Genomic DNA, 18,049 nt, shown 5'->3' with positions numbered 1-18,049 from the left:
CGTTGTTGTGTCCCTGCTTCTCGGTCGAGGCGACGCGCGAATGCGTTCATGCGCCTAAGCGAGAATCGTGTTTCAGGATTGTTTCGTGGGTGAGGGCGAAATGCGCCGCCGTCAGGCTTTTCGCGCCGCGCGATAGCGCATGGCCATCGCCTGCGTCATCTCGGCCATTTTCTCGCGGAGGTCTGCGGGCTCGAGCACTTCGGCTTCGGCTCCGAGCCGTAGCAACTCGGCGGCGGCGTGCCATGAGGTCTTGCCTGTCGGCACTCTGGCGATGCGCCAGCCGTCTGCGTCAGTGGCCTCTTCTATCTGGGTGCGCGTTTTGACATAAGGCTGACTCAGCGCGTCGAGCAGCTTCACGCCGAGCAACGATAACCGCACGACCGCGACATTCGGATGCATCTCGGCCTCCAACCGCAACGTCGCATCCTGCCAATAGGCGGCGAGATCGAAACCGGCGGGGCGATCGAAGCGCTCGTCGAGTGCCGTGCAGTCGAGCACGCGCGCGACGCGATAGGTGCGCACGCTTCCGTCGACTTGCCCGGCGAGATACCAGCCGCCGCCCTTCAGCACGAGGCCCAGCGGGGCCACACGGCGCCCCTTCTCGGCCCGCCAGCTCTGGTAGCGGATCTTGATGAACGTCTCGCGCAGAGCCGCGGCGGCAATCGTGCGCAGATGTTTTGGTTGCTCCGCCTCGCCGAACCAGCCCGGCGCATCCAGATGGAAGCGCTCCTGCATGCGCCCTGCGTCTTCGCGCAGATTCGCAGGTAGCGCCGCCATCAGCTTGTTCTGGGCGGCGATCATCGCCGCATCCAGTCCCAGCGCCGCCGCGGGGCCCGGGAGCCCTGCGAGGAAAAGCGCGCCCGCCTCACTCGGAGACAGCCCGTTCAAGCGCACGCGATAGCCATCGAGCAGGCGATAGCCACCCTCCGCACCGCGGTCGGCATAAACGGGAACGCCTGAGGCCGCGAGTGCGTCGATGTCGCGATAGATCGTGCGCACCGAGACCTCGCACGCCTCTGCAAGCTCGGGCGCAGTGACCTGCCCCCTGGCCTGGAGGGTGGTGAGGATCGACAGCATCCGGCTCGCGCGCATGATCCCTTAAAGCATACATGACACAGGATGTCAGGTATGATCGGTTACAAGATGCCTCAATCGCCGGCCGGCTAAATGGAGACCAACGATGGCTGATCCGAACCGCATCACCCTGTATTATTCGCCGCAGAGCCGGGCCACAGGCACGCGGGTGCTGCTCGAGGAACTGGGCGCGCCCTATGATCTCCACGTCCTCAACATGAAGGCCGGCGAGCAGCGGCAACCGGCCTATCTCTCCGTCAATCCGCTCGGCAAGGTGCCGGCTGTCAGGCACGGCGAGGCGCTCGTGACCGAGCAGGTCGCGATCTTCATTTATCTCGCCGACCTTTTTCCGCAGGCCGGCCTTACGCCCGCACTGCATGACCCGCTGCGGGGTCCTTACCTGCGCTGGATCGCCTATTATGGCTCTTCCTTTGAGCCGGCCCTGATCGACAAGTTCATGCAGCGCGAGCCCGCGCCGATCACGCAGTCGCCCTATGCGGATTACGACACCATGCTGGCCGCGCTCGAGGCGCAGCTGTCGAAGGGTCCGTATCTGCTCGGCGAGCGTATGACCGCGGCTGACATCCTGTGGGGCGTCGCGTTCAGCTGGACCATGATGTTCGGCATTGTGCCTAGAAGGGACGTGTTCGTCCGCTATGCCGAGCGTATTACCTCACGGCCGGCGTTCCAGCGTATCAGTGCAGCCGATGGTGAAATGGCGGCGCAGCATGCCGCGGCCGCGGGAGGATGAAGGGGGCGAACCTCACATGGTCAAGCCGATCCATACGACCAATTGCTTCGATACGTTCATCCGGGTTGCCGAGGACTGTCCAGCGCGCTCCGGCGAGGAGCCGCCGGCGCGGGCGGGGCGCCCGACGGTGGCCGCATTGCAATACGCGATGATCGCGGGTGCACCTTATCGGTACACGTCCGACGACGTCATCTTCGCGACCTCAGCGCAAGGGCGCGAACTTGGAGCCAAGGCGACCAAGTCGGAAAAGAACGCCGCACGCGCTGCGTTCTTCTCGCGCGGACAGGCCTGCATGCGTGCATCGGGCCTCGGCAAGCGCTATGGCTGGGGGGTGCACGCCGACAGGGAAGGACGCATTGCCATCTACGCTGTCGACAGCGATCGCTACCAAGTCCTGTCGCGCGATTCAAGGCTCACACAAACGCGGGCGATGCGGTCGAAGCGGAAGTGATCTTCAAAACCGCGGTGCCCGCTTTTCCGCAAAAGCCCTGATGCCTTCCTTGATCTCGTCGCCGCGCATGCTGTCGCGGTGGCGTTGGTCGGCAGCTCGTTCATCCAGCTCGCCGCGGGCGAATTCGTTGATCGCACGTTTCATGCCGCGCATCGCGATCGGCGCATTGCCAGCGAGGATGTTGGCGAGCTTGTCGACCTCCTCATCGAGTGTCTCCTCCGGCACCATGTCGGTCAGATAGCCGATCCGCAGCATCTCCGGGGCGCTGATCTTCTGCGCAGTGAGAAACAGCCTTTTTGCATTGTCGACGCCGAGCCGCGTCACGTAGCGTTGGATGCCGTTCCTGTAATAATGCAGCCCGAGCCGCGCCGCCGGCATGAACATCTCGGCGGTGTCGACGCCGATACGGAAATCGCAAGCGAGCGCGAGATCGGTCGAGCCGCCATAGACGCCGCCATTGAGCCGGCAGATTGTCGGCACCCCGAGATCCTCCAGGCGGTTGACGACGATCTCGAAGGCAGAGCCGGCGCTTTGCTGCTCGCTCACGCTTACGGCCCGCTCGGCGACTGAGTTGAGGTCGTAGCCTGCCGAGAATGCGCGCCCCGTTCCGGTCAGCACCAGCACGCGGATATCGGAAGCAGTCTCCACCCGATCGAACAGGTTCAACAGTTCGCCGAGATCCTCCGCCTGGAGCCGGTTGAGATGCTTCGGCCGATTCAGGCGGATGGTGGCGCGGGCGCCTTTGATTTCCAGTACGGGCGGGCTTGCCGCGTCGGCTGTGTCCGACATTCTTGTCTCCACTTACTTGTTCTCGAGCGCGCGACGTTTCGCCTCGGCGTCGATGGTCTCGGCCAAATCAGGGTGCCGCGCCATCAACACGCGGAAATCGACGAGGTCGAGCACCAGCAGCCGCGACACTTTCGTGGTCGAAACATCGGCCCCGCGCATATTGTTGCCGAGCAGCGCCATTTCGCCGAAGAAGGCGCCTTCGCCGAGCTGGACCTTCTTACCGGGCAGGTCGACCTCGACCGCGCCGGCGGCGATGAAATACATGCAGTCGCCCTGTGTACCCTTGCGGATGATCGTGGTGCGCGCCGGCAGGTCCATGGTGCGCAGCATATGGGTCACGTCGGCGATGGCCGCCGGTCCCAGCGCCGCGAAGAAGGGCACCTTGCTGACGGACTCCCAGGTCTTGAGGAAATTGTCGCGCCGCGTTTCCGCTGCGAACCCGGTCGCGAGAATACCGGTCCAGAGACCAAACACGCCGAGGCCGGAGATCATCACCAGTGCCGCGACCATGCGGCCGAGTGGTGTGACCGGCACGACGTCGCCATAGCCTGTTGTGGTCAGTGTGACGACTGCCCACCACAGCGCCGCCGGGACGCTGCCGAACGTCTGCGGCTGCACGTCCCGCTCCAGGAAATACTCGGCGACGGAGGCGAGGAAGACCACCATCAAGAAGATCACGAGCACGCTGACCAGCGGCCCTGATTCCAATACGAGCACGCGGCGGAGTTGGCGCAGGCCGGGAATGCCCGGTACCACCTTCAAGACCCAGAGCACGCTCAGCAGCCAGGCCGTTTTGGGCTCGGCGCCGAGGACCAGCGCGATCGGCACGGCCAGTGCCCCCAATGCGTCGACCAGCCCGGCCGAGGAGGACATATACAGCGCCAGCCGCCCCTGCCGCGCCATGTGGCGCAACCGGACCAGCCATTCGAATACGAAATAGACCAGGCAGACCCAAAGCAGGACATCGACCCAGCGGTGCGCCGTCTCGTAGGCCTGACCGACCGTCAGCAGCACCATGCCGAGCACACCAACAGCCACGGCCACATAGGCCGCCTTGGTCATGTTGCGGCCAGCGGTCGCGGCCACGAACTGGGCCAGAGCGGGGAACATCGGCTTGGACATGCGGGACGGCGGCTCGGTCATGATGCTTGCTGTCCCGGGCTGGGACCTCGGCGCCAAAGTGCCCGCCCGCACCGGGGCCGTCAACGACGGGGCCGGTAGCCGCACCATTCGTCCCAGGGACAGGGCGCAACTGGCTGGTACGGGCAGGCTGGTGCCGGCCTAGCCGCTATTTGAAATGTGGAGGCTCGTCATAGCCTCGGCGGCTGCTGAGGAACAGCAGCAGCATCAGACCGACGCCGACGACCACGGAGAACCCTGCCCCGAGCGCCAGGGCCACATAACCTTCTGTCGGGATCGGATCGCCTCCGACCGTCATGGCCGAATAGGCGAAATAGCCGACCGCAACCAGCATTCCCAGTAAGATGATGAGAAGGAGCATACGCATGCTGCGTTCTCCGGTTGTGCCGCTAACCAACGGTTGCGCAGCCTGAACTGTTCCAAGAGGGGGAAGCGGCGATTCGCCAGCAAAGGGGAGCCTGCGGCGACCGGGCCCTCGATAGGTCAGGCACTCTGAGCCGTCTTCACCACCACGACATTGCTGTCGCCCTGCGGGTGAATCTTGGCGTAGATCGCAGCGAAGATCGAACCGATGACGCTGAGCGCCGCGGCGCCCAGATGCACCAAGTCGGTGTACTTATCCATGAACGATTTGGTGCCGTCGTTGATGTAGTGGGCCGCGCCCTGATGCGCCATCACGCAGGCGTCCTTCTCGACGAAGGCCGCGACGTGAGTCGCAAAACCAGCGCACCTGATGTCAGGGTCTCGTCGGATACGCCGGGGAATATGCGCGTCAGCGCCTTGGCTTCGTCGATCGCATTCATCTCCGAATTTTGCAGCCAAGTGCGGCCGGCCCAGACGGTCGCCGGCGACAGCAGCTGGGTCAGCACGACATAGAGCAGGACCTGCTGCTGGTTGGTCTTGATCACCTTGGGACGCGGCGGCGGCGGGAGCTCGGTCGACGAGGTTGGGCCTTCAGAACGCATGGCAGCACTCCGGCCTTAGTCCCGGCGTTGCGGGCGGTCACGGCCATCGCCGGCGGCAAATTCGTAAACGCCTGAAAAAGGAATGATATCCTCTACCTGAGGGTGATAGCTCTCCGGCTAGAGAAGGCAAATTCGGCGCGAAGTAACTTACTCAGATCCGTTGCGTTCGGTGGTGCTATCACCGTTTAGCCACACTTGGCGTTTTTCCAGTTCCCCCGGCTGCATTCCGGCGTCGGAAATGTCATAAATTAGCGGTCTCGATGATCCGTCGGGTCCAAGAAGAAGCTGCGCTGAACGCTCCATTTTTTCTTTTCGATTCAACGAGGGCGTCGGCTTTGTCGTTTCCACCCATGTCATCGGCGGTGCCGGTCGAAGCGCTTATTGGCTGGATGTTGCTGCTCACCTTCAAGCACATCATCGCCGATTTCGTGCTGCAGACCGCCTGGATGGCGCATGGCAAGGATCAAAAGCATGGCTGGGCCCTCCCGCTTCTGGTGCATTGCCTGATTCACCTTGCGGTTGCGTTGCCGCTGATCCTGATCGTTGCGCCGAAATTCTGGTTCGTGGCCCTGATCGATTTCGTCATCCACATCACGATCGATCGCGCCAAGGGATTGGTCTCGGCGAACTTCGGCGTCAACCAGGAGCACCCCTGGTTCTGGACCCTGATCGGCGTCGACCAGGCGCTGCATCACCTGACAGGCTTCGGCCTTTCCATCTTCATGGCGGCGAACTGAGACCCTGAACGTCGGCCCGAGGAGCGCGCAAGGCGGATGTCTCGGGGCGTAAGGCGGCCACTGCCGCCCCGTATTCAGCCCGGCTAGGGGGCCGCGGTGATTCGCGGCATAAGGCAAGGACACCGGGTGACTACCGCCCAGGGTGGTTAACCTTTCATTAGAGAATTACGCGGCATCTTCCCGAGACGAGGGAGAACTGCAATGTTTTCAAGCCGCGACGCTTATGAAAGCGATTTCTGCCCGGTTCGCGACGAGCTCCTTGGCGAGATGTACCGCGCCAGCGAGAGTGGCCTGCCGAGGCTGGTTGAGAGTGTTTCCCCTGACGCGCGCGCCAGGCTGGCGCTGTTCTGCTATCGCCGTAGCCACCTTCATTCGCTGGCGGTCGCGGTCGCGGGCAGCTGCAGCGAGCGCGATCTGATCGAGAATGGCGGTCGTGTAGGCTCGACGCTCTATGCGCTCTCGCGCGAGCGCTCAGCCAAATCGTCCCCGTCTCTGTCGGGTGGCCGCAAGCCGATCACGCTGTCGACCAAGCCGCTCTCGGTGCTCGCACCGCTCGACGACGAAATCGACGACGAGATCGGCGAAGCCGTCCTCGCTTAAGCGGTTTCTATCATCGGCAGTCCAAACTTCCGCCGCGCCATCGCGCATTCGGCGTCGCCGGGCATGCAGGTGCGGCACACCTCCGGCCGCACCGCATAGACGCCACACGCCGTTGCCTTGCCGATGTCTCCCTGCAGCGCCGAACAGCGATCACCCTCGCAGCGCATGCCGGATTGGCGCGCGTTGACGAGACCCGAAGGGATCAACGCGAGCTCCTCGTCGCTCTCGACCGAGAAGCGGGGCCAGTTTTGCGAATAGCCGCAGCAGGCGCCGCAGCTCTGGCAAAGGCTCGAGAGATCGATTTCTTGCATTGCCGTCATGTATCTTTCGGTGGGCCCCAGACCAGGCTTTGCCGCCATTTCGCGCGCAGCACGTCGCGCCTTTCAGGATATCGTTCGTCGAGATAGGTCGCATCCACGACGCGATCGGTGCGGAAGCTGCGAAAGTCGCTGCGGAGTTCGCACCAGGCCGCGAGCAGGCGCACTGCTTCGAGATAGCCGACCGAGATCGGCCAGATCATGCGCTCGCTGGGGCGGCCCTGCTCGTCGCGATAGCGCAACTTGATCTTCTTGCCTTCATGGATCTGGGTGCGCGTGCGCGCCATGTCGAGGCGGTCCGGCTCCCGGTTCCAGCTCGGCCGCGCGCGGCTCGCCGGCTCCAGGACGAACGGGCGCAGCCGCTCAGGCACGGTGTCGGCGATCTTGGCCATCAAATCTTCCGCAGCGCGTGCCAGCGTCGAATCGGCGTGGCCGGCGACCCATTGTGCGCCCAGCACCGCCGCCTCGATCTCGTCGGGTGTCAGCATCAAGGGCGGCAGGTCGAAACCTTTCTCCAAGATGTACCCCATGCCGGCTTCGCCGCGGATCGGGACGCGCTGGCCGATCAACGTCGCGATGTCGCGATAGATCGTTCGCTTCGAGGTCTCGAGCTCAGCCGCGATCGCATCCGCCGTCAGCGGCTTACGGGTGCGCCTCAGCACCTGGATGATCTGAAACAGCCGGTCGGCGCGTCTCATGACAATTCTCTCATCGTGCGCAGATCAGAAAACGGCGCGTGGCTGCTGACAGGATGTTGGCAGCAGGGGAGTTCTATACCGGGACAACACATCGACTGAAGAGGATTTGTCCATGATCATTCCAACCCATTTCGGTCCGGCGGGTCCGTTGTGGCGCAGCCAGGCCCCGTTGCATGTCTCGCTGTATGCCTGGGCCTTCAGCCGCCTCGCATTTTTCGATCTCACGATCGTCGACCTCCGCGTTGCACTTGCGAGCATGCTGACGCGCTCGCTGATCCAGGCTGCGGACGCACTGGCCCGCCATGTCATGGGCCGCGCCTTTCGGGGGGCCCGTCTCGCAGAAGATATCACGGCTGCTGCCACCATGGTGGCAGCAGCCCGGCGCTAGGTTCCGTCAACTTTTTTGGTAGGTCCAGGAGGGCTCTCATGATCACGCTTTACGGCTTTGGCACCGGCTTCGGCCTGCCGGAAATCAGCCCGTTCGTCACCAAGACCGAGGTGCAGCTCAAGATGGCGGGACTGCCCTACAGGAAGGAGCGCGCGATGCCGCCGGCTTCGCCGAAGGGGCAATTGCCGTTCATCGACGATGGCGGCGAGGCAGTGGCCGATTCCACCTTCATCCGCGCCCATATCGAGCGCCGCTATGGCTTTGACTTCGACGCCGGTCTCTCGTTGCAGGAGCGCGCGCAAGCCTGGGCGTTCGAACGCATGATCGAGCACCATGTCTACTGGGCGCTGGTTGGTGCGCGCTGGGTCGATGCCGCCAATTTCGCCAAGGGACCTGCGCATTTCTTCGACGGCGCGCCCGAGCACAGCCGCGAGAAGCTGCGTGAGGATGCGCAGTTCCGCGTCGCCGAGAACTATCTGCTCTCCGGCCTCGGTCGCCACGCCCCCGATGACGATGTCGATCTCGCGGTTCGCTCGCTGTTTGCCCTTTCGGTGCAGCTCGGCGATAAATCCTATCTGATGGGCAATAAACCCAGCGGGGTCGATGCGACCGCGTTCGGCGCGCTTGCGGGCATCTTGACGCCGTTCTTCGATTCCAGCCTGCGCGAGCGCGCGGAAGGATTCCCGAACCTCACCGCCTATGTCGACCGGATGATGGACATCTACTATCCGGAGTTCGCCTGGACGCCGCTGCGGCAGGCGGCCTGACACAAACGGGACGGGACACGTGAAAGAAAAGAGCCGGCCCAATGGGCCGGCTCTCGTCGTTTCGGAGACTGTCGCTGCTTACTTCGCGAGCGTGTACTTGCCGTCCTTGACCGTGAGCAGGATGCGCGAGCGGTCGTCGAGGCCGTAGCGATCCTTTTCCGTGAAGTTGTAGACGCCCTGGCTTGCCGCGATATCCCGTTCGCTTAGCCAGGCTTGGCGGATGGCTTCGCGGAATTCCGGCGTGCCGGGCTTGGCCGTCTTCAGGGCGGTCGGAATGATGCGCTTCAGCACCTCGAAGGCGTCGTAGGAATGGCCGGCAAACTGGCTGCGGCTGTTCGGACCGTATTTGGCTTCATAGGCGGCGTTGAGCGCCAGGCCCGGCTTCTTGGTGAGTGCGCTGTCGGGCTGGTCTTCCGGATCCATCACCGGGCCGGACGCCATCAGCACGCCTTCGGCGGCTTTGCCGGCGATGCGGATGAAGTCCATGCTGGCGGCACCGTGGGTCTGGTAGATCAGGCCCTGATAGCCGCGTTCGCGCAGTTCGGTCTGCGGCAATGCGGCCGCCGTCCCGGAGGCGCCGACCAGAATCGCGTCGGGATTGGCCGCAACGAGCTTCAACACTTGTCCGGTGACGGACGTATCGGGCCGCGCGAAGCGTTCCTCGTCGACCATGGTCATGCCCATCGGCACGGCCTGGGCCTTGAAGTCGTTGAACCAGAGGTCGCCGTAGGAGTCGGAATAGCCGATATAGCCGACCGTCTTCACGCTGTGAGCCTTCATGTGCTGATAGAGCACCTTGCCCATGATCGGAATCGGCTGCGGCATCGACACCGACCACTTGGCCCGCTCGGGCGTGATCGGGAACGGCGCGAGGCCGAAATGCGGAATGCCGGCTTCGTTGGCGACGTTGGAGATCGCGATCGACGGCGGCGTCGTCGACGAGCCCATGATGATGTCGGCTTTGGATTCGGTGACGAAGCGGCGCGCGTTGGTGGTCGCGGTGGTCGGATCGCCGCCATCGTCCAGCACGATGACCTTCAGCGGCACGCCGCCGATTTCCTTCGGCACGAATTCCAGTGCATTGCGCTCGGGGATGCCGAGTGCAGCGGCGGGACCCGTGGTGGTCACGCTGATGCCGATAGTGATGTCGGCGGTCTGGGCCAGCGCGGGCAGCGCCGGCAGCGTCAGCGTCGCCGCCGCGATTGCGACGGTCAGGTAAAAGCGTTTCATCTATTCCTCCCTTGACGTTATTCTTTGAAAGCAGAAATCGGGGACGAATTCAGCCCCGTCTTTTGGTGATGTGGCGATTTAGCTCCGGACCTGGCTCCCTGTGAATTTGGCTACCATTTCCGGAGGGAATGGTGCCGATTTCAACTTGTCGGGGTTAACGGGGTCGCGGCCTACCAGGACGCGGGTCTCAAAACCCTCGATGGCAAGCGCCTCACCCTTGTAGACGTTGTGCTTCACCTCGAAGCTCGAGCGCTTGATGCTCTCGATCTTCGTCTCGATGGTGATCCAGTCGCCATAGGTCGAGGGGATGTAGAACTTGGACCGCGTGTCGACCATGGGGATGCCCACCAGGCCGTATTTACGGACCAGGTCCTGCTTGGAGAATCCGGCGACCTCGAACAGGGCCGAGGTCGAATCGTCGAACATCGCGAAATAACGCGGGTAGTAGACGATGTTGGCGGGGTCGCAGTCGCCCCACTGGATCTGGACCTCGCGCCGGTTCACGAACATGCGTTGCGCGTCCTGCTCTACGAAGTCACTTCGGCGCCATGCGCAGCGAGCCGTCGAGGCGCACCACTTCGCCGTTCAGGTAGGAGTTCTCGACCATATGCAGCGCGAGCGCGGCGAATTCGTCGGCGTTGCCGAGCCGGCGCGGGAAGGGGATCGCGGCGGCGAGCGAATCCTGGGCTTCCTGAGGCAGATTGGCGAGCAGCGGCGTCAGGAACAGGCCGGGCGCGATGGTCAGCACGCGGATGCCGAATTGCGCGAGCTCGCGCGCGATCGGCAAGGTCATGCCGACGATGCCACCCTTCGAGGCCGAGTAGGCGGATTGGCCGATCTGGCCGTCATAGGCCGCGACGGAGGCGGTGTTGATGATGACGCCACGCTCGCCGCTCGCCTGCGGCTCGAGCTTGGACATCTCGGTTGCGGCAAGACGCAGCATGTTGAAGGTGCCGATCAGATTGACCTTGATCACCTTGTCGAAATCGGCGAGCGCCATCGGACCGTCGCGGCCGACCACGCGCTTGGCAACGCCGATGCCGGCGCAGTTGACCAGCACGCGCGCCGGCCCATGGGCCTTGGTTGCCTGCGCGATCGCAGCCTCAGCGGAAGCTGCGTCGGAGACGTCGCAGGTCACGGCAACGCCCTTGATTTCCGCGGCAACGGTCTCGGCGAGCTTGGCATTGAGATCGCAAACCGCGACCTTGGCGCCCTGCGCTGCCAGCTTTCGCGCGGTCGCCGCGCCCAGTCCCGATGCGCCGCCGGTGACGATGGCTGCCTGATCTTTCAACAACATGGCGTTCTCCTATGGCGATGATTTCTTTAGCCGACCGATATCACACGGCTCGATGGATTGGCAGCGTAGAGCTCGTCGATCAATGCGGCGCGATGATCCAACACCGCGCGCTGGTTGATCGAGCCCTTATCGGTGACCTCGCCCTTGTCGATCGAGAGCGGTTCATCCAGAAGGATCGCGCGCGTGATCCGTGTCGAGGAGCCGGTGGCCGAAGCAAGGAAGCGGGTCAGGCGCTCGCGGAAGGCTTCGCGCACCAGCCGATCGCGCGCGGTGACGGTGAGATTGTCGGCCGGCAAGGTCGGATTGATCAGCCGGCAGCCGTCGAGATCGAGCAGCACGAGGGCGGAGACCTCGTCGCGGTTGATGCCGGCGATGACGACGTCGCGCACCAGCGGCGCGCAGGCCGCCGTCAGGCGCGCGCGCAGCGGGCCGACGCTGACCCAGGTGCCGCTCGCGAGCTTGAAATCCTCGCTGACGCGGCCGTCGAAATCGAAGCCGGCGTTGAGATCGTCGGGATCGGCCGGCTTGAGCGCATCGCCGAGCTTGTAGAAGCCTTCCTCGTCGAACGATTTTGCGGTGATGTCGGGCTGGCGCCAGTAGCCGGGCATCACGTTCGGGCCCTTGCAGCGCACTTCCAGCTTGCCGTTGTTCGGCACCAGCTTGGCGTCATTGCCTGACACGGGAAGGCCCACATGGCCGGAGCGGCTGGTGCGCGGATTGACCGACATGAAGAACGGCGCGGTCTCGGTGGCGCCAAGGCCGGTCAGCATCGGCACGCGATAGCCCTTCTCCTTCACCGCGAGCTCATCGAGGCTGTTCCAGACGAAGGGCGACAGCGCGGCGCCCGAGAAGAACATCGCATGCAGGCGATCAAAGAATTTTGCACGAAGGCCCTGGTCATCGCGCAAATACGGCAGCAGCGATTCATAACCCTTGGGCACATTGAAATAGACCGTCGGCGAAATCTCCTGGAGATTGCGCACGGTCTCCTCGATGCCGCCGGGCACCGGCTTCCCCGCATCGAGATACATCGAGCCGCCATTGTAGAGCGTCAGCCCGATATTGTGGTTGCCGCCAAAGGTATGATTCCATGGCAGCCAGTCGATGATCACAGGCGGCTCGTCCTTGAGGAAGGCGAGCGTCTCGCGCAGCATCACCTGGTTGGAGCAGATCATGCGCTGAGTGTTGATGACGGCCTTGGGATTGCCCGTCGAGCCTGAGGTCAGCAGGAATTTTGCAATCGTGTCAGGGCCGATCTTGCCATGCATCGCGTCGAGGTCGCTGCGAAGAGGCGTTGCCATGAGGTCGGCGAGCAGGGTGACGTCGCGGCCCGGCACGCTGCCATAGGAGGCGGAGATCTCCGTGCCCAGCGAGACATTGGCGGCGAGCGCTTCGGCGAACTTGTCGGCATCTTCGGCGAAAACGAGGCCCGGCGTCAGCAGCTTCATCAGATAGGATAGCTTGCCGTAATCTTTCGAGACCAGCGAATAGGCCGGCGACACCGGGCAAAACGGAACGCCGGCATAGAACGCGCCGAACGCGAGCAATGCGTGGTCGATCGAATTGCCGGAGAGGATGATGACCGGCCGCTCCGCCGACAGGCCGCGCTGGATCAGGCCCGAGGCGATATGACGGCTCGCCGTGAGCAGCTCGGCATAGGTGATCTTGCGCCAGCCGCGACCCCCTTCGCGCTCCGCCATGAAGATGCGGTCAGGTGTCGTCGCCGCCCAGTGATGCAGGCGGTCGGTGATGCGGGCGGGATAGTCGCCGAGCGGCTGCTTCGGCCGCAGATAGATCGTGCCATCGGCGCGGCGCTCGATGTCGACGACGGGATCGCTGAAGGAGATCGGTCGCAGCGGAGAATTGCTCACGCCGCGCTCTGTGCTGGAAGAGGACGGCTGCGCGCTCATGACTTCGGCTTTACCTTTGCGGTCTTGTGTTCGAGGAATTCGCGAATCCTGCGCTTGGCCTCCTTGTCGCTCTGCGCGACCGTCGCCATCAGCGATTCCATCAACAGGCCGGCCTGCGGATTGGCTTCCGCGATCATCGGCAGGGCCTGGAGCACCGCGAAATTCGTCAGCGGCGCGTTGGACGCGATCTTGGTCGCAAGCTCCAGCGCCTTGGGCAAGCCGTTGCCGGCCTCCGTGACGTATTGTGCAAAGCCGTAGGACGCGCCTTCGGTCGCGCTATAGACGCGGCCCGTCAGCATCATGTCCATCATCCGCGCGACGCCGATCAGCCGCGGCAGCCGCACCGAGCCGCCGCCACCGACGAAGATGCCGCGCTGTCCTTCCGGCAGCGCGAAATAGGTCGAGGGTTCGGCGACGCGGATGTGCGCCGCGCAGGCAAGCTCCAGCCCGCCGCCGATCACGGCGCCCTTCAGGGCGGCGATGACCGGGACGCGGCTGTACTGGATGCGGTCGAACACCCGGTGCCACATCTGCGAATGCAGGAGGCCGCCGGTGGCGTCGTGGTCCTGGAGTTCGGACAGGTCGAGGCCGCTGGAAAAATGGTCGCCAATGCCGTGAATGACCACCGCGCCGATATCCTCGGGCAGGGACGTAAAACATTCGCCGATTTCGAGAATGATGCCGTCATTGAGCGCATTGCGCTTGGCCGGCCGGTTCAGACCGACGGTCAGAACCCGATCCACCCTCTCGATCTGAAGCAGCCCGGAGGCGCCCACCCCAGCGGTCTCGGCGTTTCCCTGTGTCATTTGCGTCCTTATCAGAATAGTTATGTTGTATAACGAATTTTGGAGGAGTCAAGATGGCAGCCCTTGATGTGGCGCGGTGGGCCTGAATCTGCCAGGCGTTGGGTCCGGAGGTTTGAGGGCCGGGCCGTGCTGTGATCCGCAGCCCTCGCCAAATTCTCCGTCATTGCGAGCGCAGCGAAGCAATCCAGAATCTTGCCAGGGAGGGACTCTGGTTGCTTCGCTGCGTTCGCAATGACGCGGCGGCAGCCGCCTTCACGCGACCTGATGCACGTCGATCACCACCCGGTCCGCATGCCGCGCCGCCGAGCCGATAAAGATGTGCTCCATCAGCCAGCGATACTTTTCATGCCCAGTTTCGAAGCGCGGCACGGTGCGGAAATAGATCAAGTTCGGATCGACCGGTTCGCCGCGCTTGAGCCTTTGCAATAGCTCGACCGGACCGAAGCGCATGCCCTTGTTCTCGACATAGACGACGGCGCCGTCGTCGGTTTCGAAGGCGTATTTGGCCTCGAGGTCGATCAGCTCGTTGGGCCGGATGGTCTGGAAGTCGGCGCCGAAGGGGAGCACCTTGCCCGATACCGCGCCCTTCACCCCACCACCGATGATCGGGATGATGCGGCGCACGCCGATGCCGGTCTCGCCGGCGGTGACGACGTCGCCGATCCTGGCGGTAATGGTGAAGACGTATTTGGTTTCGAGCGTCGGCGTTGACATCACTTCACCTCTCTAGTGCGCCATCATCCGCGTCGGCAGCCATGTCGCAAGCAGAGGAAAGGCGATCAGGATCACCAGCCGCACGAGATCCGTCGCCACGAACGGGATCACCCCCTTGAAGATGGTGGAGAACGAAACATCCTTCACCACGCTTTTGATGACGAAGACGTTCATGCCGACAGGCGGATGGATCAGGCCGAGTTCGACGGTCATCACGATGATGACGCCGAACCAGATCGGGTCAAAACCCAGATGCGTGATCACGGGGAAGATGATCGGCACGGTCAGGATGATCATCGCCATGGCGTCCATCAGGCAGCCGAGCACGAGATACATCACCATGATCAGCGCCAGCACGCCGTAGGGGCCGAGGCCGAGGCCGGTGAGGAATTCGGTCACCTTCTGCGGCGTCTGCGTCACCGTCAGGAAATAGCCGAAGATCAGCGCGCCGATCAGCACGGTGAACACGGCCGCCGCCGTGCGCGTTGCCTGGAGCAGGGATGCCAATACCTTCTCGCGGTCGAGCCGTCCGGTGACCATGCCGATGATGAAGGCGCCGGTGGCACCGACGCCGCCGGCTTCCGTCGGCGTGAATCGCGGCAGGAACGGCAGGCCGTAGAGGCCGCCGATGACGAACACGAACAGCAGCACCGGCGCCCAGATATCTTTCAATCCGGCAAAGCGCTCACGCCAGGGCAGCACCTTGCCTTTGGGCAGGAAGTCGGGGCGGACATAGCCGATCAGGAAGATCGTGATCATGTACATCGTCATTGCCAGGAGGCCCGGGATGATGCCGGCGATGAAGAGTTTTCCGATGTCCTGTTCGGTGATGATGCCGTAGACCGCGAGCACGGTAGAAGGCGGCAGCATCGCGCCGAGCGTGCCGCCGGCGGCGATCACGCCTGTCGCAAACGACTGCGGATAGCCGAAGCGGCGCATCTCGGGATAGGCGACGGCGGAGAACGTCGCGGCGGTTGCGACCGATGAGCCGCAGATCGCGGCAAAGCCGCCGCAGGCGCCGACGGTGGCGATGCCGAGTCCGCCGCGCAAATGTCCGACGAAGCCGTTGGCGGCGCGGAACAGCTCGCGGCTCATGCCGGAATTGCTGACGAAGGAGCCCATCAGCAGGAACATCGGAATCACGCCAAACGTATAGTCGGTGACCGTGCGCATCGAGGTCTGGCCGACCAGCTTCAAGGCCGGCGTCGCGCCGACCAGATAGGAGAAGCCGGAAACGCCGACCAGGCCCATGGCCATGCCGACGGGCACGCGCAGCAGCATCAACGCAAACAGGGAAACGAAGCCGATAACGGCGACGGCATCGGTGCTCATGATTACTCCGTCGCCTTCAGCTTGGGGTCGTGCATGTCTTCGGGATGGAAGATCAATCGGTAGGTGCGGATCGCGATCAGCAGCACGGCCGAGACGTCGCCGATCCACGCGATCGCGAAGAACGGCCAGGTCGGCATGTGCATGTCGAAGGTCTGAACGTTGTCGTTGTAGGTGCCGCGCACCTTGTCGAACAGCGTCCAGGTCTGCACAGAGACGACGAACAGCAGCACGAGGGTGGCGAACACGTCGATCCAGCGCTGGTAGCGCGGCCCGACATTGCCCCAGACCAGATCGACCGTGATGTGGGTGCCGCGATACGAGGTCGCCGCGATCCCCCAGAAAATGAGGATGCCGAGCAGCATGCGGCCGATGTCGAAACTGTCGGGAATCGAATAGTTCAGCGTGTTGCGCAGCAGCACCGACAGGAAGATGTCGAGGGCGACGATGCCGACGAACGCAGCTGCGATCCATTCGATGGTGTCGATGATGCGGTCCATCCAGGCGCGCTTCATTGGGGAAAGAATCCTTCCGGCGAGTTCAAGATGTGTCCGCGCTCGAGCTGCGCTCCCTCCCCCCCGCTTGCGGAGAGGGTGTCTCCAGAAGGGGACAATCCCCTAGAGGAGAGAACCCTCACCCGGCGCGAAGCGCCGACCTCTCCCGCAAGCGGGAGAGGTGCAGTGAGCGCGCGGCTGGGGCGGCATCGGGGCCTTACTCCGCCAGCGCGTTGTACTTCTTCAGCGACGCCTTGAGCTCCGCGAGCGCAGCGTCGGGATCGGCGCCGGCCTTCTTCGCGCCGTCAGCCCAGGTCTTGACGAGCGGCTCGGCAGCCTTCTTCCATGCGGCAGTCTGGTCCGGCGTCAGCTTGTAGACCTCGTGGCTTCCTTCCGCCTTCACCTTGTCGATTCCGGCGTCCTCGAACTTGCCCCAGTGTTCGCCGACCAGGCCGGCCATCTCGGTCGAACAGTTCTTGTCGATCGCGGCCTTCTGCTTGTCGGACATCGCATTGTATTTGTCCTTGTTCATCACGAACACGAACGTCGTGGTGTAGAGCGGGGCGTCCATGTCGTACTTGGTCACCTTGTCGATGCCGAACAGCACCAGCGAGCCCCAGGGGAAGGTCACCGCGTCGGCGACGCCGCGTTCGATGATATCGCGCACTTCGGGCGCGGAGGACTGCACATTGGTGCCGCCAAGCGAGGTGACGAAATTCGCCATGGTGGCGTGCGCCGGACGAATCTTCATGCCCTTCACGTCCTCCGGCATCACGATTTTCTTGGTGCGGGAATGGAACGAGGAGGGCGAGTGGACGAAGGCGAGGCAGTATTTGACGTCCTTCATCTCCTTCTCGGCATATTTGCGGTACCAGGCGTCCAGACCTTCAGAGCCGCCCTTGGCGTCCGAGATCAGGAACGGCAATTCACCGGCGCCGATGATCGGGAAGCGGCCGGGCTGGTAGCCGGGATTGACATAGGTGACATCGGCGATGCCATCGCGCGCCATGTCGTAATGATCGAAGGCCTTGCCGAGCTGCTGGGCCGGGAAGACCTTGCCCGTGATGGTGCCGCCGGAATCCTTGTTCACCGCGGCCACCCAGTCCTCCAAAGACTTTTGCAACGGGTGCGAGGCCGGCACCCAGTGCGAGACCTTCAGGTCGAAGGTCTTGTCCTGTGCGAACGCAGGCGTCACGCTTACAGCAAGCAGCAAAGCCAGACAGGCTTTTCTCATCACGCGTCTCTCCCTCTTTTTGACGGCGGGCTTCGATGGCCCGGTCTCGTTAATTAACATGTTATCTAACTGGCTGGCGTCTTCAAGCCGGAACTGTCGCGGCGTGCCGCCGCGTCATCTACGTCAGCTATGTTGCATGGATTTGTCGCTGCCAGCGGCGACGAGGCCTCCTTTTGCCCAACAGTTATATGGTATAATTATCCCGCGTAGACGACCACGACAAGTAAGCCGCGCCGAAAGCCTACAGGATCGGAAGGAGCAAGTATTGCTGACAAAGGTCGCAATTCCCGGGCCCGGCCGGCCGGATTGTGCTCACACCGGGCAGTTCGAGCTGTGGTCGACAGTCGCTTGTCACCCC

At 63.4% G+C, this 18,049-nt stretch carries 22 protein-coding genes and 1 pseudogene; 6 read left to right on the top strand and 17 right to left on the bottom strand.

Going from position 1 to position 18,049, the window contains the following annotated elements; all coding sequences use genetic code 11:
- Window positions 1-111: 111 nt before the first annotated feature.
- Entirely contained in the window at window positions 112-1,092 is a 981-nt protein-coding gene (locus BM374_RS02110) for a helix-turn-helix transcriptional regulator (RefSeq protein WP_092288922.1), read from the bottom strand.
- 88 nt (window positions 1,093-1,180) lie between these two features.
- Here BM374_RS02110 and BM374_RS02105 point away from each other — a divergent pair, with 88 nt between their 5' ends.
- Together BM374_RS02105 and BM374_RS02100 are read left to right on the top strand one after the other, a co-directional pair.
- Window positions 1,181-1,825, top strand: a complete 645-nt coding sequence (locus BM374_RS02105) for a glutathione S-transferase family protein (protein WP_092288921.1) — start codon at window positions 1,181-1,183, stop codon at window positions 1,823-1,825.
- A gap of 16 nt (window positions 1,826-1,841) precedes the next feature.
- Window positions 1,842-2,276, top strand: a complete 435-nt coding sequence (locus BM374_RS02100) for a DUF6157 family protein (protein ID WP_092290136.1) — start codon at window positions 1,842-1,844, stop codon at window positions 2,274-2,276.
- A gap of 3 nt (window positions 2,277-2,279) precedes the next feature.
- Here BM374_RS02100 and BM374_RS02095 read toward each other — a convergent pair whose 3' ends face one another.
- The 5 genes and pseudogenes from BM374_RS02095 to BM374_RS02080 form a co-directional block, all read right to left on the bottom strand.
- Window positions 2,280-3,065: an enoyl-CoA hydratase/isomerase family protein gene (locus BM374_RS02095; RefSeq protein WP_092288920.1), complete on the bottom strand. Its 786-nt coding sequence runs from the start codon at window positions 3,063-3,065 to the stop codon at window positions 2,280-2,282.
- 12 nt (window positions 3,066-3,077) lie between these two features.
- Window positions 3,078-4,187: a cyclic nucleotide-gated ion channel gene (locus BM374_RS02090; protein ID WP_092290134.1), complete on the bottom strand. Its 1,110-nt coding sequence runs from the start codon at window positions 4,185-4,187 to the stop codon at window positions 3,078-3,080.
- Window positions 4,188-4,353: 166 nt separating this feature from the next.
- Window positions 4,354-4,572 (bottom strand): hypothetical protein, encoded by a 219-nt coding sequence (locus BM374_RS02085; RefSeq protein WP_092288919.1) that lies wholly within the window; start codon window positions 4,570-4,572, stop codon window positions 4,354-4,356.
- Window positions 4,573-4,742: 170 nt separating this feature from the next.
- Window positions 4,743-4,907 (bottom strand): annotated as a pseudogene (locus BM374_RS39275) (TAXI family TRAP transporter solute-binding subunit); the annotation flags it as partial.
- Complete coding sequence (locus BM374_RS02080) at window positions 4,880-5,170, bottom strand: hypothetical protein (RefSeq protein ID WP_244552512.1); 291 nt, start codon at window positions 5,168-5,170, stop codon at window positions 4,880-4,882. The gene BM374_RS02080 and the pseudogene BM374_RS39275, both read right to left, overlap by 28 nt.
- Before the next feature lie 389 nt (window positions 5,171-5,559).
- Between BM374_RS02080 and BM374_RS02075 the strand changes: the two genes are divergently transcribed.
- Both BM374_RS02075 and BM374_RS02070 read left to right on the top strand, forming a co-directional pair.
- The gene (locus tag BM374_RS02075) at window positions 5,560-5,907 is read left to right on the top strand and encodes a DUF3307 domain-containing protein (RefSeq protein ID WP_177248139.1); all 348 of its coding nucleotides are present in this window, start codon (window positions 5,560-5,562) and stop codon (window positions 5,905-5,907) included.
- 201 nt (window positions 5,908-6,108) lie between these two features.
- Window positions 6,109-6,507 carry a hypothetical protein gene (locus tag BM374_RS02070; RefSeq protein ID WP_092288917.1) on the top strand — a complete coding sequence of 133 codons (399 nt, stop codon included), beginning with the start codon at window positions 6,109-6,111 and terminating at the stop codon, window positions 6,505-6,507.
- Here BM374_RS02070 and BM374_RS02065 read toward each other — a convergent pair.
- A complete protein-coding gene (locus BM374_RS02065; RefSeq protein WP_244552511.1) occupies window positions 6,504-6,827 on the bottom strand; it encodes a YkgJ family cysteine cluster protein in 324 nt (107 codons plus the stop codon). The two genes, BM374_RS02070 and BM374_RS02065, sit on opposite strands and share 4 nt — an antisense overlap.
- Window positions 6,824-7,522 (bottom strand): helix-turn-helix transcriptional regulator, encoded by a 699-nt coding sequence (locus BM374_RS02060; protein ID WP_092288915.1) that lies wholly within the window; start codon window positions 7,520-7,522, stop codon window positions 6,824-6,826. The genes BM374_RS02065 and BM374_RS02060 overlap by 4 nt, the downstream gene beginning before the upstream one ends.
- Before the next feature lie 112 nt (window positions 7,523-7,634).
- Here BM374_RS02060 and BM374_RS02055 point away from each other — a divergent pair, with 112 nt between their 5' ends.
- Together BM374_RS02055 and BM374_RS02050 are read left to right on the top strand one after the other, a co-directional pair.
- The gene (locus BM374_RS02055) at window positions 7,635-7,910 is read left to right on the top strand and encodes a hypothetical protein (RefSeq protein ID WP_092288914.1); all 276 of its coding nucleotides are present in this window, start codon (window positions 7,635-7,637) and stop codon (window positions 7,908-7,910) included.
- Between the two features lie 38 nt (window positions 7,911-7,948).
- Window positions 7,949-8,677 carry a glutathione S-transferase family protein gene (locus tag BM374_RS02050; protein WP_092288913.1) on the top strand — a complete coding sequence of 243 codons (729 nt, stop codon included), beginning with the start codon at window positions 7,949-7,951 and terminating at the stop codon, window positions 8,675-8,677.
- Window positions 8,678-8,755: 78 nt separating this feature from the next.
- Here BM374_RS02050 and BM374_RS02045 read toward each other — a convergent pair whose 3' ends face one another.
- From BM374_RS02045 to BM374_RS02005, 9 genes are all read right to left on the bottom strand, one after another.
- On the bottom strand, window positions 8,756-9,907 hold the full coding sequence (locus BM374_RS02045; protein WP_092288912.1) for an ABC transporter substrate-binding protein: 1,152 nt from the start codon (window positions 9,905-9,907) through the stop codon (window positions 8,756-8,758).
- Window positions 9,908-9,985: 78 nt separating this feature from the next.
- Window positions 9,986-10,417: an acyl-CoA thioesterase gene (locus BM374_RS02040; RefSeq protein ID WP_092288911.1), complete on the bottom strand. Its 432-nt coding sequence runs from the start codon at window positions 10,415-10,417 to the stop codon at window positions 9,986-9,988.
- Window positions 10,418-10,442: 25 nt separating this feature from the next.
- The gene (locus tag BM374_RS02035; RefSeq protein WP_092288910.1) at window positions 10,443-11,204 is read right to left on the bottom strand and encodes an SDR family NAD(P)-dependent oxidoreductase; all 762 of its coding nucleotides are present in this window, start codon (window positions 11,202-11,204) and stop codon (window positions 10,443-10,445) included.
- 26 nt (window positions 11,205-11,230) lie between these two features.
- The gene (locus tag BM374_RS02030) at window positions 11,231-13,114 is read right to left on the bottom strand and encodes a feruloyl-CoA synthase (RefSeq protein WP_092288909.1); all 1,884 of its coding nucleotides are present in this window, start codon (window positions 13,112-13,114) and stop codon (window positions 11,231-11,233) included.
- Window positions 13,111-13,920 (bottom strand): crotonase/enoyl-CoA hydratase family protein, encoded by an 810-nt coding sequence (locus BM374_RS02025; RefSeq protein ID WP_092288908.1) that lies wholly within the window; start codon window positions 13,918-13,920, stop codon window positions 13,111-13,113. The genes BM374_RS02030 and BM374_RS02025 overlap by 4 nt, the downstream gene beginning before the upstream one ends.
- 252 nt (window positions 13,921-14,172) lie before the next feature.
- The gene (locus BM374_RS02020) at window positions 14,173-14,634 is read right to left on the bottom strand and encodes a DUF3237 domain-containing protein (RefSeq protein WP_092288907.1); all 462 of its coding nucleotides are present in this window, start codon (window positions 14,632-14,634) and stop codon (window positions 14,173-14,175) included.
- Between the two features lie 12 nt (window positions 14,635-14,646).
- A complete protein-coding gene (locus BM374_RS02015; RefSeq protein ID WP_092288906.1) occupies window positions 14,647-15,966 on the bottom strand; it encodes a TRAP transporter large permease in 1,320 nt (439 codons plus the stop codon).
- A 2-nt stretch (window positions 15,967-15,968) separates the two neighbouring features.
- Window positions 15,969-16,478, bottom strand: coding sequence for a TRAP transporter small permease (locus tag BM374_RS02010; protein ID WP_092288905.1), 510 nt, complete (start codon window positions 16,476-16,478; stop codon window positions 15,969-15,971).
- A gap of 196 nt (window positions 16,479-16,674) precedes the next feature.
- On the bottom strand, window positions 16,675-17,691 hold the full coding sequence (locus tag BM374_RS02005; protein ID WP_092288904.1) for a TRAP transporter substrate-binding protein: 1,017 nt from the start codon (window positions 17,689-17,691) through the stop codon (window positions 16,675-16,677).
- Between the last annotated feature and the right edge of the window lie 358 nt (window positions 17,692-18,049).

Origin of the sequence: Bradyrhizobium sp. Ghvi, from assembly GCF_900115265.1 — a bacterium.
Lineage (GTDB): Bacteria > Pseudomonadota > Alphaproteobacteria > Rhizobiales > Xanthobacteraceae > Bradyrhizobium.
This window is presented reverse-complemented; position numbering and strand designations above follow the sequence as displayed.